General features: G+C 62.9%; 13 protein-coding genes and 1 pseudogene. All 14 read left to right on the top strand.

All coding sequences use genetic code 11. The features are described 5' to 3' along the window. Nucleotides 1-459 (top strand): annotated as a pseudogene (locus tag ACEW8Q_RS02090) (NADH-quinone oxidoreductase subunit NuoE); the annotation flags it as partial. 9 nt (nucleotides 460-468) lie between these two features. After that, nucleotides 469-1773 (top strand): NADH-quinone oxidoreductase subunit NuoF, encoded by a 1305-nt coding sequence (gene nuoF / locus ACEW8Q_RS02095; RefSeq protein WP_373502397.1) that lies wholly within the window; start codon nucleotides 469-471, stop codon nucleotides 1771-1773. Nucleotide 1774: 1 nt separating this feature from the next. After that, on the top strand, nucleotides 1775-2179 hold the full coding sequence (locus ACEW8Q_RS02100) for a hypothetical protein (RefSeq protein WP_373502398.1): 405 nt from the start codon (nucleotides 1775-1777) through the stop codon (nucleotides 2177-2179). A 24-nt stretch (nucleotides 2180-2203) separates the two neighbouring features. Continuing rightward, complete coding sequence (gene nuoG / locus ACEW8Q_RS02105) at nucleotides 2204-4285, top strand: NADH-quinone oxidoreductase subunit NuoG (RefSeq protein WP_373502399.1); 2082 nt, start codon at nucleotides 2204-2206, stop codon at nucleotides 4283-4285. 13 nt (nucleotides 4286-4298) lie between these two features. Continuing rightward, the gene (nuoH, locus tag ACEW8Q_RS02110) at nucleotides 4299-5351 is read left to right on the top strand and encodes an NADH-quinone oxidoreductase subunit NuoH (protein WP_373502409.1); all 1053 of its coding nucleotides are present in this window, start codon (nucleotides 4299-4301) and stop codon (nucleotides 5349-5351) included. After that, entirely contained in the window at nucleotides 5348-5587 is a 240-nt protein-coding gene (locus ACEW8Q_RS02115; RefSeq protein WP_373502400.1) for a hypothetical protein, read from the top strand. Before nuoH ends, ACEW8Q_RS02115 begins: the two co-directional genes overlap by 4 nt. Before the next feature lie 5 nt (nucleotides 5588-5592). Further along, nucleotides 5593-6081, top strand: coding sequence for an NADH-quinone oxidoreductase subunit NuoI (nuoI, locus tag ACEW8Q_RS02120; RefSeq protein ID WP_373502401.1), 489 nt, complete (start codon nucleotides 5593-5595; stop codon nucleotides 6079-6081). Between the two features lie 11 nt (nucleotides 6082-6092). After that, nucleotides 6093-6698, top strand: a complete 606-nt coding sequence (locus tag ACEW8Q_RS02125; RefSeq protein WP_373502402.1) for an NADH-quinone oxidoreductase subunit J — start codon at nucleotides 6093-6095, stop codon at nucleotides 6696-6698. A 3-nt stretch (nucleotides 6699-6701) separates the two neighbouring features. Next, entirely contained in the window at nucleotides 6702-7010 is a 309-nt protein-coding gene (gene nuoK / locus ACEW8Q_RS02130) for an NADH-quinone oxidoreductase subunit NuoK (RefSeq protein ID WP_373502403.1), read from the top strand. Continuing rightward, on the top strand, nucleotides 7010-9052 hold the full coding sequence (gene nuoL / locus ACEW8Q_RS02135; protein ID WP_373502404.1) for an NADH-quinone oxidoreductase subunit L: 2043 nt from the start codon (nucleotides 7010-7012) through the stop codon (nucleotides 9050-9052). Before nuoK ends, nuoL begins: the two co-directional genes overlap by 1 nt. After that, complete coding sequence (locus tag ACEW8Q_RS02140) at nucleotides 9052-10566, top strand: NADH-quinone oxidoreductase subunit M (protein WP_373502405.1); 1515 nt, start codon at nucleotides 9052-9054, stop codon at nucleotides 10564-10566. Before nuoL ends, ACEW8Q_RS02140 begins: the two co-directional genes overlap by 1 nt. A gap of 13 nt (nucleotides 10567-10579) precedes the next feature. Beyond that, nucleotides 10580-12019, top strand: a complete 1440-nt coding sequence (gene nuoN / locus ACEW8Q_RS02145) for an NADH-quinone oxidoreductase subunit NuoN (protein ID WP_373502406.1) — start codon at nucleotides 10580-10582, stop codon at nucleotides 12017-12019. Next, nucleotides 12016-12768: a biotin--[acetyl-CoA-carboxylase] ligase gene (locus tag ACEW8Q_RS02150; protein ID WP_373502407.1), complete on the top strand. Its 753-nt coding sequence runs from the start codon at nucleotides 12016-12018 to the stop codon at nucleotides 12766-12768. The genes nuoN and ACEW8Q_RS02150 overlap by 4 nt, the downstream gene beginning before the upstream one ends. Next, nucleotides 12765-13590: ribonuclease J (locus ACEW8Q_RS02155; protein ID WP_373502408.1), on the top strand; the 826-nt coding region annotated here is incomplete at its 3' end. The genes ACEW8Q_RS02150 and ACEW8Q_RS02155, both read left to right, overlap by 4 nt.

Raw genomic sequence — 13590 nt, forward strand, 5'->3', positions numbered from 1 at the left:
CCGCCCGCCGAGGCGCCTGCGGCAGCACCGGCGGCCGTGGCGCCCGCGGCTCCTGTCGTGCTGAAGCCCATGGCCGAAGTGAAGGCGGTGGAGATCACCAACGAGAAGGCCCCGCAGCCCATCAAGTTCGCCGAGCAGAAGATTCAGCCCGCCCGTGACGAAGCCGCCTCCGAGGACGGCAAGCCGGAACTGCTCAGCAAGCCGAAAGGCGAGCAATCCGACGATCTCAAGCTGATATGGGGCGTTGGTCCAAAGCTCGAAGCCATGCTGAACGGCATGGGCATCTGGCATTTCGACCAGATCGCCTTGTGGGGTCCGAAGGAACTGAACTGGGTGGATGAGCGGCTGGAAGGATTCAAGGGCCGCGCCAGGCGCGATGACTGGATCATGCAGGCGAAGAAGCTGGCCACCGGCTGGCGGCCCGAGAACGAGGTCGGCGACCGGCCGACGAAGAAGTGAGGACAGGCGATGCTCGCTGACAAGGACCGCATCTTCACCAACATCTACGGCTTCCACGACTGGGGCCTCGATGGCGCGAAGAAGCGCGGCTGCTGGAATGGAACCAAGGCTTTCATCGACAAGGGCCGCGACTGGATGGTCAACGAGATGAAGTCCTCGGGTCTCCGCGGACGCGGCGGCGCGGGCTTCCCGACGGGTCTCAAGTGGTCGTTCATGCCGAAGGTCATCGGCGAGCGTCCGCATTATCTGGTCGTCAACGCGGACGAATCCGAGCCCGGCACCTGCAAGGACCGTGAAATCCTGAGGCACGAGCCGCATCTGCTGGTGGAAGGCTGCCTCATCGCGGGCGCCGCCATGGGCTGCCACGCGGCCTATATCTATGTGCGCGGCGAATTCATCCGCGAGCGCGAGCACCTGCAGGCCGCCGTCGACCAGGCCTATGAGGCCCGCCTCATCGGCAAGAACAATGTCCATGGCTGGGACTTCGACGTCATCGTCCACCATGGCGCCGGCGCCTATATCTGCGGCGAAGAAACCGCGATGCTCGAAAGCCTCGAAGGCAAGAAGGGCCAGCCGCGCATGAAGCCGCCGTTCCCGGCGAACGTGGGCCTCTATGGCGCGCCGACGACGGTGAACAACGTCGAATCGATCGCGGTCGCGGGCACCATCATGCGGCGTGGCGCCACCTGGTTCAATTCCATCGGCCGCCCGAACAACGTGGGCACGAAGCTGTTCTGCATCTCGGGCCACGTGAACAAGCCCTGCGTGGTCGAAGAAGAACTCGGCATCCCGTTCCGCGAACTGATCGAGCGTCACGCCGGCGGCGTGCGCGGCGGCTTCGACAATCTGCTGGCCGTCATCCCCGGCGGCTCGTCTGTCCGCATGGTTCCGGCCGCGCAGATCATCGACACGCCGATGGACTTCGACTCGCTGTCGAAGCTGCGCTCGGGCCTTGGCACGGCGGCTGTGATCGTCATGGACAAGTCGACCGATCTCATCAAGGCCATCGCGCGGCTCGCCTACTTCTACAAGCACGAGTCCTGCGGCCAGTGCACGCCCTGCCGCGAAGGCACGGGCTGGATGTGGCGCGTGATGACCCGCATGGCCGAGGGCCGCGCCGAGAAGCGCGAGATTGACATGCTCCTGGACGTCTCGAAGCAGATCGAAGGCCACACCATCTGCGCGCTGGGCGACGCGGCGGCCTGGCCGATCCAGGGCCTCATCACCCATTTCCGCCATGTCATCGAGGAACGCATAGACCAGTATGCCGCGAACCCCGACCACGACGGCGCCGTGCGCCACGCGGCGGAGTGAGATGATGCGGGCAGCGGGCATCGGCAGCATGGGCTTGGCGACGGCGGTCATCGCTTCGATGACGTCCGCATCGTCCGCCTATGCCGTCGAGATCGAGCAGCTGCTCGGCCGCTGGTCCGTGACGGAATATGACGAATGCCAATATGCCGACGACAGCGAGGGCGCGCCCCTCAAGCTCGAGAGGGATGCCGAGGGCACCCACATCGGCAACTATGGCTGGTTGTGCACGGTGAAGGCCTGGACAAAGGACGGCGACTTCCTCTTGGGGTCCGCGAAAGACTGCGGCTCGGAAGGCGGCGACGACACATTCGACGAGGACTTCGTGCTGGGACTGAATGCTCAGGACCGGCTGCTGATGTCCAGAGACGACAAAACCGGTTTGCGGCGCTGCCCGGCAGTGCAGTGAACGACGTGATGAGCGAGCAAGCGAATGCCTAAGATCAAGATCGATGGAGTGGAGCTGGAGGTCGAGAACGGCCTGACGCTCCTTCAGGCCTGCGAGCAGGCCGGAGCCGAAGTGCCGCGCTTCTGCTATCACGAACGGCTCTCGATCGCCGGCAACTGCCGCATGTGCCTTGTGGAAGTGAAGGGCGGGCCGCCGAAGCCGCAGGCCTCCTGCGCCATGTCGGTGAACGACCTGCGCCCCGGCCCCAATGGCGAGCCGCCGGAGGTCTTCACCAAGACCCCGATGGTGAAGAAGGCGCGCGAAGGCGTGATGGAATTCCTGCTCATCAACCATCCGCTTGACTGCCCCATCTGCGACCAGGGCGGTGAGTGCGACCTGCAGGACCAGGCCATGGCCTATGGCGTGTCCAAGAACCGCTTCCACGAGAACAAGCGGGCCGTCGAGGACAAGTACCTGGGCCCGCTGGTCAAGACCTCGATGAACCGCTGCATCCAGTGCACGCGCTGCGTCCGCTTCACCACCGAAGTCGCCGGCATCGAGGAGATGGGTGCGACGGGCCGTGGCGAGGACATGGAGATCACCACCTACCTGAACCGCGCGATCTCGTCCGAACTTCAGGGCAACATCATCGACCTTTGCCCGGTCGGCGCGCTGACCTCCAAGCCCTATGAGTTCAAGGCGCGGCCGTGGGAACTGCGCAAGACCGAGACCATCGACGCGATGGATGCGGTCGGCTCCAACATCCGCGTCGACGCGCGCGGCCGCGAAGTGATGCGCATCCTTCCCCGCACCCATGAAGCGGTGAACGAGGAGTGGATTTCCGACAAGACCCGCTTCGTGTGGGATGGCCTCAAGTCGCAACGCCTCGACCGCCCCTATGTCCGCGAAATCGGAAAGCTCCGTGCCACCTCTTGGCCCGAGGCCTTCATGCGCGTGGCGCAGAAGATGAAGTCGGCGAAGCCGGACCGTGTCGGCATCATCCTCGGTGACCTTGTCGGGGCAGAAGAAGCCTTCTCGGTCCGCCAGCTTGCCGACCAGCTCGGTATCAAGAACATCGACTGCCGCCAGGATGGCTCGCCGCTGGGCGAGCGCGGCGGCCGTGCAGGCTATCTCTTCAACACCTCGATTGCCGGTATCGAAGAGGCTGACGCAATCCTTCTGATCGGCACCAATCCGCGCCTTGAAGCGCCGGTGCTCAACGCCCGCATCCGCAAGCGCGTGGCGCGCGGCGGCTGCACCATCGGGGTCATCGGCGAGCAGGCCGACCTCACCTATTCCTACACCTATCTGGGGGCCGGAACCGACACGCTGGCAAAGCTTGTGGACCATGCGCCCGCACAGGCCCAGAAGCCGATGTTCATCATCGGGCAGGGCGCTCTTGCCCGGGCCGATGGCGCTGCTGTGCTCGCCGCCGCCTACAAGGCCGCCGAGATGACCGGCGTGGTCAAGGATGGCTGGAACGGCTTCAATGTGCTGCATACGGCGGCAGGCCGCGTCGGCGCTCTCGATGTCTGCGCGCTGCCCTCGAAGGATGGCGGCAAGACGACGAACGAAATGCTGGCGGCAGCCAAGGCCGGTGAACTCGATGTGCTGTTCCTCATCGGCGCCGACGAGATCGACACCACCGCTTTGGGCTCCACCTTCGTGGTCTATGTCGGAACCCATGGCGATGCGGGCGCCCACCGTGCCGACGTGATCTTCGCCGGTGCGGCCTATGTCGAAAAGCAGGTGACCTACGTCAACACCGAGGGCCGCCCGCAGATGACGCAGCGCGCATCCTTCCCGCCGGGAGATGCCCGTGAGGACTGGGCGATCTTCCGCGCGCTGTCAGACGCGCTGGGCTCAACCCTGCCGTGGAACAACATCGATGAACTGCGCACCGCCATGTACAAGGTGGCCCCGCAGCTGATGCGCCTTGACCACATCACGCCCGCTCCAACGGCCGAACTCGCCGATCTGGCGAAGGCGGAAGGTGCCCTTTCGAACGAGCCCTTCCGCTCGCCCGTCATCGACTTCTACATGACCAACCCGATTGCACGCGCATCGAAGATCATGGCCGAATGTTCGGCCCTGAAGAATGTGCGGAAGCTTGAGGCTGCGGAGTAAATCCATGACCGAGATGCTCCTCGCCCTGCTGTTCTGGATCGTCGTGAGCTTCGGCTTCATGTCGGCGCTGCTGGTCATTGTCGCGTTCCTCCTGTGGGGAGACCGCAAGATCTGGGCGGCCGTGCAGATGCGCCGCGGCCCCAATGTCGTCGGACCCTGGGGGTTGATGCAATCCTTCGCCGACCTCATCAAGTTCGCGCTGAAGGAAGTGGTCATTCCCGACGGCGCCAACAAGGGCGTCTTCGTGATTGCGCCGCTCGTCACCGCCACGCTGGCGCTCGCGGCCTGGGCCGTGGTGCCGGTGTCGGAAGGCTCGTTCTTCGGCTTGACCGAAGGCCGCTGGGTCATCTCCGACATCAACGTCGGCATCCTATATCTCTTCGCGCTCTCCTCGCTCGGCGTCTATGGCGTCATCATGGGCGGCTGGGCGTCTAACTCGAAGTATCCCTTCCTCTCGGCACTGCGCTCGGCCGCGCAGATGGTCTCCTACGAAGTCTCGATCGGCTTCGTCATCGTCACCGTTCTTCTCTGTGCGGGCTCGCTCAACCTGACCGAGATCGTACTGTCGCAGAAGACCGGGCTCGGCACCATGCTGGGCCTGCCGGGGTCGTTCCTCGACTGGTACTTCATCCCGCTGTTCCCGATGTTCATCATCTTCTTCGTGTCGGCTTTGGCGGAAACCAACCGCCCACCCTTCGACCTCGTGGAAGCGGAGTCCGAACTCGTCGCCGGCTTCATGGTGGAATATTCGTCCACGCCCTACCTGCTGTTCATGCTCGGCGAATACGTGGCGATCGTGCTGATGTGCGCGATGACGACCATCCTGTTCCTCGGCGGCTGGCTGCCCATCATCGACATCGCCGTGCTGAACTGGGTGCCGGGAATCATCTGGTTCCTGATCAAGCTGGTGTTCGTCTTCTTCATGTTCGCGATGGTCAAGGCCATTGTACCGCGCTACCGCTACGACCAGCTGATGCGTCTAGGCTGGAAGGTGTTCCTGCCCATCTCGCTGTTCTGGGTAGCGCTGACGGCCGGCGTGCTCGTCGCCTTCGGATGGGCGCCATGACGTTCTACAGCCTCGTCGGAGCGCTCATCTTCCTCGGCATCGGCATCGTGGAGCTTGCGGTCATCAACCGTTCGCTCTATCCGTCGCTGCGCTGGCGCTACGAAAAGGCAAAGACCACGCAGGAGCAGGGCATCAGCCCCAAGACCATCATGCTCCTGGTCAAGATCCAGAGCCTCGTTCTGATGCCGATCCTCGGGCTGTTCCTGGGCGATCGCATGAAATCCATCTTCGGGTAAATGACATGAGAGTTGCACAAGCCGCCCGCTCGCTGTTCCTGAAGGAGTTCGTGTCCGCCACGATCATGGCGATGCGCTACTTCTTCGCGCCCAAGGCGACGATCAACTATCCGAACGAGAAGGGCCCGCTGTCGCCCCGCTTCCGTGGCGAACATGCGCTCCGCCGTTATCCCAACGGTGAGGAACGTTGCATCGCCTGCAAGCTCTGCGAGGCGATCTGCCCGGCGCAGGCCATCACCATCGAGGCCGGTCCCCGCCGCAATGACGGGACGCGCCGCACCACCCGATACGACATCGACATGGTGAAGTGCATCTACTGCGGCTTCTGCCAGGAAGCCTGTCCCGTCGACGCAATCGTCGAAGGCCCCAATTTCGAATTCGCCACCGAAACGCGCGAGGAACTTCTCTTCAACAAGGAGAGACTCTTGGCCAACGGTGACCGCTGGGAACGCGAAATCGCGAGCAACATCGCGGCCGACGCGGCCTACCGGTAGAGGAGAGAGCCATGATACCCGCACTGTTCTTCTACCTCTTCTCGGCCGTGGCCGTGGCCTCCGCCGTGATGGTCATCTCGGCCCGGAACCCTGTTCACTCGGTCCTGTTCCTCATCCTCTGCTTCTTCAACGCGGCGGGCCTCTTCATCCTCATGGGTGCCGAGTTCCTCGCGATGATCCTCGTCGTGGTCTATGTCGGCGCCGTCGCCGTGCTGTTCCTCTTCGTCGTGATGATGCTCGATGTCGACTTCGTGGAACTCCGGCAGGGCATGCTGAACTACCTTCCAGTCGGCGCCACCATCGGCCTCATCGTGCTTGTGGAATTGGCCCTCGTTCTGGGATCATGGGTCATCGACCCCGGCAGCGTGTCGACGCGCGCAGCGCCGACGCCCACTGACATCACCAACACCGAAGCCTTGGGCCGCATCCTCTACACTGACTTCATCTACTACTTCCAGGCGGCGGGCCTCGTGCTGCTGGTCGCCATGGTGGGCGCCATCGTGCTGACGCTCCGCCACAAGGAAGGTGTGAAGCGCCAGAACATCGCCGATCAGGTGGCCCGCAATCCGGCGACCGCCATCGAGATCATCAAGGTCAAGCCGGGGCAGGGGATCTGAGCCATGGAAATCGGCCTCTCACACTATCTCACCGTCGCGGCGATCCTGTTCACGGTCGGCATCTTCGGCATCTTCCTGAACCGCAAGAACGTCATCGTCATCCTGATGTCGATCGAACTCATGCTGCTCGCCGTCAATATCAACCTCGTGGCCTTCTCGACGGCACTTGGCGATCTGGTGGGGCAGGTCTTCGCGCTTCTGGTGCTCACAGTTGCCGCGGGCGAGGCGGCGATCGGCCTTGCCATCCTGGTCACTTACTTCCGAAACCGCGGCACCATCGCGGTTGAAGACATCAATCTCATGAAGGGCTGATGGCGATCATGCACACCGTCTATACCGCCATCGTCTTCCTGCCGCTGCTGGGCGCGCTCATCGCCGGGCTCTTCGGCACCAAGGCTTTCAAGAGTCTCGGCAAGGACTCCGACGTCTACGGCGAGCATCACGTCCACGCGCACGATGATCACGGCGCACATGGCCATGACGACCATGGCCACCACGGCCATTATGATGGCCCGGCCTGGCCCATGTACCCCACCACGCTGCTGCTCTGCGTCTCGGCGGTTCTCTCCTGGTATGTCTTCACTGGCTTCCTGCACGAGCCCTATGCCGAGAAGGTCGAGATCCTGCGCTGGATCAATTCCGGCACGCTGTCGGCCAACTGGGTGATCCGGGTCGACACGCTCACCGCCGTCATGCTGGTGGTCGTGAACACCGTCTCGGCCCTCGTTCACATCTATTCGCTCGGCTACATGAGCCACGACGAGCACCAGCCGCGCTTCTTCGCCTATCTCTCGCTCTTCACCTTCGCGATGCTCATGCTCGTGACGTCCGACAACCTCGTGCAGATGTTCTTCGGCTGGGAAGGCGTGGGCCTTGCGTCCTACCTGCTCATCGGCTTCTGGTACACGCGCGAGAGTGCCAATGCCGCCGCCATCAAGGCCTTCGTCGTCAACCGCGTGGGCGACTTCGGCTTCGCGCTTGGCATCTTCGGTTGCTTCTTCGTCTTCGGTTCGGTCGATTTCGACACCATCTTCGGCGCCGCTGCGGGGCAGGCGGGCAAGACCTTCCACTTCCTGTCGTGGGAACTCGATGTCCTGACCGTCCTCTGCCTGCTGCTGTTCATGGGGGCCATGGGCAAGTCGGCGCAGTTCCTGCTGCACACCTGGCTGCCGGACGCGATGGAAGGCCCGACACCTGTCTCGGCCCTCATCCATGCCGCCACGATGGTGACCGCAGGCGTGTTCCTCGTCGCCCGCATGTCGCCCATGTTCGAACTGGCGCCCGACGCCAAGTCGGTCGTTGTCGTCATCGGCGCCATCACTGCATTCTTCGCGGCCACCGTCGGCCTCGTCCAGAACGACATCAAGCGCGTCATCGCTTATTCGACGTGTTCTCAGCTTGGCTACATGTTCGTGGCGCTGGGCGTCGGCGCCTATGGCGTGGGCGTGTTCCATCTCTTCACGCACGCCTTCTTCAAGGCGCTGCTGTTCCTGGGCTCGGGCTCGGTGATCCACGCCATGTCGGGTGAACAGGACATGCGCAAGATGGGGGGCTTGGCACCCCACATCCGCATCACCTGGGCGATGATGATCATTGGAAACCTTGCTCTCACCGGCTTCCCCTTCACGGCGGGTTACTTCTCGAAGGACGCGGTGATCGAGAGCGCCTATGCCTCGGGCTGGGGCTTTGCCTACGTGCTGCTCATCGTCGCCGCCTTCTGCACCTCGTTCTATTCATGGCGCCTTGCCTTCATGACCTTCCACGGCACGCCGCGCGCCGACAAGGAGACGATGGACCACGTCCACGAGAGCCCCAACGTGATGCTGATCCCGCTCTATGTGCTGGCGGTTGGCGCGCTAGCGGCGGGCTTCGTGTTCAAGGACTATTTCATCGGCCACGAGTTCAAGGAATTCTGGCACGGCGCCGTCGCCGAGAACGAGATCATGCACACCATGCACGATGTTCCGGGCTGGGTGATCTGGTCGCCCTTCGTCGCCATGGTGCTAGGTTTTGCACTGGCCTTCATGTTCTACATCAGGAACACGTCGCTCCCGCAGAAGCTCGCTGAACAGCATTGGCCCGTCTACAAGTTCCTGCTCAACAAGTGGTATTTCGACGAGCTCTATGACCTGATTTTCGTGCGTCCCGCCATGTGGCTCGGCCGCTTCTTCTGGAAGAAGGGCGACGGCATGATCATCGACGGCTTCGGCCCCGATGGCGTCTCATCGGTCGTCAACGATGTCACCAAGGGCGTCGTGCGGCTGCAGACCGGCTATGTCTATCACTATGCCTTCGCCATGATGATTGGTGTCGCCGCATTGATTTCCTGGTTCTTGTTCGGGGGCGCACACTGATGTCGAGCTGGCCCATTCTCTCGGTCGTCACCTTTCTGCCGCTGCTCGGCGTGCTGTTCATCCTCTTCGTGCGCGGAGACGACGAGACGGCCGACCGCAACATCCGCTGGATGGCGCTGTGGACCACTGTCGTCACCTTCCTGCTCTCGCTCTTCATCTGGGCCGGCTTCGACAGCAACGCGGCGGGATTCCAGTTCCTCGAGAAACGCGAGTGGCTGGGCGGCGCCGCCATCTACCAGATGGGTGTCGATGGCATCTCCATGCCCTTCGTCATCCTCACGACATTCCTGATGCCGATCTGCATCCTCGCGTCGTGGCATGTGACGACGCGCGTGAAGGAATACATGATCGCCTTCCTCGTACTGGAAACGCTGATGATCGGCGTGTTCTGCGCGCTGGACATGGTGCTGTTCTACCTGTTCTTCGAGGCTGGCCTCATCCCGATGTTCCTGATCATCGGCATCTGGGGCGGCCCGCGCCGCGTCTACGCCAGCTTCAAGTTCTTCCTCTACACGTTGCTTGGCTCGGTGCTGATGCTCCTTGCCATCATCTACATGTACTGGACGAGCGGCACGACGGACATCGTTCAGCTTCTGGCCAATCCGGGCTTCTCGGCTGAAGCCCAGAAGTGGCTTTGGCTCGCCTTCTTCGCCTCCTTCGCGGTGAAGATGCCGATGTGGCCGGTGCACACCTGGCTGCCCGACGCCCACGTCGAGGCGCCGACCGCCGGCTCGGTCATCCTGGCCGCGATCCTTCTGAAGATGGGCGGCTACGGCTTCCTGCGTTTCTCGCTGCCCATGTTCCCGGATGCCTCGCTCTATTTCCAGGACTTCGTCTACGTGCTCTCCGTCGTCGCCATCATCTACACCTCGCTGGTGGCGTTGATGCAGGAGGACATGAAGAAGCTCATCGCCTATTCCTCGGTCGCACACATGGGCTTCGTGACGATGGGCATATTCTCGCTCAACCGTCAGGGCATCGACGGCGCCATGTTCCAGATGATCAGCCACGGCCTCGTGTCCGGCGCGCTCTTCCTCTGTGTCGGCGTCGTCTACGACCGCATGCACACCCGCGAGATCAAGGCCTATGGCGGCCTCGTCAAGACCATGCCGCTCTATGCCTTCACCTTCATGGTCTTCACCATGGCGAATGTCGGCCTGCCAGGCACCAGCGGCTTCGTCGGTGAGTTCCTGTCGCTGATGGGCGCTTTCAAGTCCAACACCTGGGTCGCCTTCTTCGCCACCTTCGGCGTCATCCTCTCGGCGGCCTATGCCCTCTGGCTCTACCGCCGCGTGGTGTTCGGCAAGCTGGAGAAGCCGGCGCTGATGCACCTGCCCGACATGACGGCGCGCGAACTGGCGACACTCCTGCCGCTCGTCGTCATGACCATTTTCTTCGGCGCCTATCCCTCGCCGATCCTCGACCTCTTCGGCCCCTCGGTCGAAGCCATCATCAAGCCGTTGAACGAGGCCGCCCTTGCCGCACAGGCGCTGGCGACGGCCTCGCTGCAGTAAGGACCAAGACCCCATGTGGCTTCTCGAACAGGCTGACGCCGTAGCGGTTCTCCCGGAGATCGTGCTGGCGATTCTGGCCATGGCGCTCCTCATGTTCGGCGTGTTCCGCAAGGGCGATGCGACGGACTCCGTCACTCTGGGCGCTCTGATTTCGCTTGGCCTCGCTGCGACACTCGTCATCTGGGGCGGCGAGGGCAGGGAGACTGCCTTCAACGGCGCCTTCGTGGTCGACACCTTCGCACGCGTTATGAAGGTTCTGGCTCTCTTCGGCTCGGCCGTCGCCGTGGCGCTGTCCGTCAACTTCATGAAGCGCGACGGCTCGCAGCGCTTCGAGTATCCCATCCTCATCCTGCTGGCCACCGTCGGCATGATGATGATGATCTCGGCCAACAACCTGATCGCGCTCTACATGGGCCTCGAGCTGCAGTCTCTGGCGCTCTATGTGCTGGCCGCCATCAACCGCGACTCGGCCAGGGCCTCCGAGGCTGGCCTCAAGTATTTCGTGCTGGGAGCGCTTTCCTCCGGCATGCTGCTCTACGGCTCCTCGCTGGTCTATGGCTTCACCGGCTCGACCGCCTTCCCGCAGATCGCTGAATCTCTCGCCGCTCATGGAGCGGGCGTCGGCCTCATCTTCGGCCTCGTCTTCATCATCGCCGGCCTCGCCTTCAAGATTTCCGCCGTGCCCTTCCACATGTGGACGCCCGACGTCTACGAGGGCGCGCCGACACCCGTCACCGCCTTCTTCGCGGCAGCGCCAAAGGTGGCTGCGGCGGCACTTCTGGTTCGCACCATGGTCGGCCCTTTCGGACATGTGGTGCCGGACTGGCAGCAGATCATCGTCTTCGTGTCGATCGCCTCCATGGCCCTTGGTGCGTTTGCCGCTATCGGCCAGACCAACATCAAGCGCCTGCTGGCCTATTCCTCGATCGGCAACATGGGCTACGCTCTGGTCGGCCTCGCCGCCGGAACGGTCGAGGGCGTGCAGGGCGTCGTCGTCTACATGATGATCTACATGATCATGACGCTAGGCACTTTCGCCTGCGTGATCGCCATGCGCCGCAAGGGCTTCATGGTGGAAGAGATCAGCGATCTCTCCGGGCTCGCCCGCAACAACAAGGGCCTCGCTTTCGTATTCGCCATGCTGATGTTCTCGCTGGCCGGCATTCCGCCGCTTGCGGGCTTCTTCGCCAAGTATTTTGTGTTCCTCGCCGCCGTGAAGGCCGGGTTGTTCACGCTCTCCATCATCGGCGTGGTCACGTCTGTCGTCGGCGCCTACTACTATCTGCGCATCGTCAAGATCATCTACTTCGATGAACCCGCCGAATGCTTCGATGACATGGATGGCGAAGTGAGGCTCGTGGCCTATGCCTCTGGTGCCTTCATCCTGCTGTTCGTGCTGTTCGCCAATCCGCTGATCGACCTTGCGGCGCAGGCCGCGCAGTCGCTCTATTGAAGCTCAAGACCGGACATCCGGTCCGCCATTTCGACCGGATCGATTCGACCAATCTGGAGGCCCGCAGGCTCGCCGAAACCGGTGAGCGCGGGCCTCTCTGGCTATTGGCGGACGAGCAGACAGGCGGCCGCGGCCGCCTCGGCCGGAACTGGGTGAGCGAGCCCGGAAACCTCTATGCAACCTTCCTGTTCAGCGTATCGGCCGGGCTCGATGTGGTGGCACAGGTCAGTTTCGTGGCGGCGCTAGCCGTCCATGACACCGTGACGGCGCTTTGCCCGCACCTTGCACCCCGCATCAAGTGGCCGAACGATGTGCTGATCGGCGGCGCCAAGTTCTGCGGTGTTCTGCCGGAAGTGGTTGGCTCCGCGCCGACACGCATCGCCATCGGCTGCGGAATAAATGTGGCCCATGCTCCAAAAGGCACCCCCTATCCGGTGACGGCGCTGGGCGCCGGACTTGCCGTAGAATCGGTCTTGCAGGAACTCGATTCAAACCTTTCAAATCGTTTGAAACTCTGGGACGAGGGCAGGGGTTTCAGCCTCATCCGAAAGGATTGGGCCGCACGCGCACTGGGCCTCGGGGGCCACGTGACGGCCACTCTGGGACCAAAGGACCTGCACGGAACCTTCACAGGACTGGCGGCAGATGGTGCGCTGATCCTGACGGGGCCTGACGGGCAGGCCACACACATTCACTCAGGCGAGGTCAGGTTCGCCGAACTTGAAGCATTGAGACAGAAGGCACAATGAACGCCAGGCGCAGATCCGACCACCACAATGACCTCGTCTTCCTGCCCCTTGGCGGCACCGGCGAGATCGGCATGAATTGCTATTGCTACGGCACCGGCCCCTCCGACGACCGGCAGTGGCTGATGGTCGACCTCGGCGTGAAGTTCGGCGAGGAAACGGATCCCGGCATCGACGTCATCCTGCCGGATGTGGGCTTCATCGCCAGCAACAAGAGCAACCTGCATGGCCTTGTGCTCACCCATGCGCATGAGGATCATCTGGGCGCGGTGGCGTGGCTGTGGCCGCAGCTTGAATGTCCCGTCTACTGCACGCCCTTCGCCGCACAGATCCTCGCGCTGAAGCTGAAGGAAGCTGGCCTCGATGAGGTCGTGCCGGTGAAGGTCATGCCGGTCGGTTCCAAATTCACCTTGGGGCCGTTCGCCTGCGAGTTTGTCTCGGTCACGCATTCCATTCCCGAACCGACTGCACTAGTCATCAAGACGAAGCAGGGGACCGTCGTCCATTCCGGCGACTGGAAGATCGACCGCATGCCGGTGCTGGGGCAGGGCATGGACGAGAAGCGCCTGCGCGCCATTGGCGACGATGGCGTCGACGTGCTCGTGTGCGACTCGACCAATGTTCTGCGCGAGGGCTTCTCGCCATCGGAGGCGGACGTTGCAGAGACGATCATGCGGATCGTGAAGCAGGCCATGGGCCGCGTCGCCGTCACCACGTTTGCCTCCCACGTCGACCGCATCGCGACGGCAATCCGCGCCGCGCGGGCGTCCGGCCGAGAAGTCGTCATCGCCGGCCGCGCCATGCGCAACACCATCGAGGCGGCGC

The organism is Aestuariivirga sp., from assembly GCF_041738905.1.
In the GTDB taxonomy this organism is placed as follows: Bacteria; Pseudomonadota; Alphaproteobacteria; order Rhizobiales; family Aestuariivirgaceae; genus Aestuariivirga.

What these genes read in the sequence shown, in the direction of transcription:
- nuoF (WP_373502397.1), top strand. Translation starts at nt 469, where the DNA reads ATGCTCGCTGACAAGGACCGCATCTTCACCAACATCTACGGCTTCCAC.
- ACEW8Q_RS02100 (WP_373502398.1), top strand. Translation starts at nt 1,775, where the DNA reads ATGATGCGGGCAGCGGGCATCGGCAGCATGGGCTTGGCGACGGCGGTC.
- nuoG (WP_373502399.1), top strand. Translation starts at nt 2,204, where the DNA reads ATGCCTAAGATCAAGATCGATGGAGTGGAGCTGGAGGTCGAGAACGGC.
- nuoH (WP_373502409.1), top strand. Translation starts at nt 4,299, where the DNA reads ATGCTCCTCGCCCTGCTGTTCTGGATCGTCGTGAGCTTCGGCTTCATG.
- ACEW8Q_RS02115 (WP_373502400.1), top strand. Translation starts at nt 5,348, where the DNA reads ATGACGTTCTACAGCCTCGTCGGAGCGCTCATCTTCCTCGGCATCGGC.
- nuoI (WP_373502401.1), top strand. Translation starts at nt 5,593, where the DNA reads ATGAGAGTTGCACAAGCCGCCCGCTCGCTGTTCCTGAAGGAGTTCGTG.
- ACEW8Q_RS02125 (WP_373502402.1), top strand. Translation starts at nt 6,093, where the DNA reads ATGATACCCGCACTGTTCTTCTACCTCTTCTCGGCCGTGGCCGTGGCC.
- nuoK (WP_373502403.1), top strand. Translation starts at nt 6,702, where the DNA reads ATGGAAATCGGCCTCTCACACTATCTCACCGTCGCGGCGATCCTGTTC.
- nuoL (WP_373502404.1), top strand. Translation starts at nt 7,010, where the DNA reads ATGGCGATCATGCACACCGTCTATACCGCCATCGTCTTCCTGCCGCTG.
- ACEW8Q_RS02140 (WP_373502405.1), top strand. Translation starts at nt 9,052, where the DNA reads ATGTCGAGCTGGCCCATTCTCTCGGTCGTCACCTTTCTGCCGCTGCTC.
- nuoN (WP_373502406.1), top strand. Translation starts at nt 10,580, where the DNA reads ATGTGGCTTCTCGAACAGGCTGACGCCGTAGCGGTTCTCCCGGAGATC.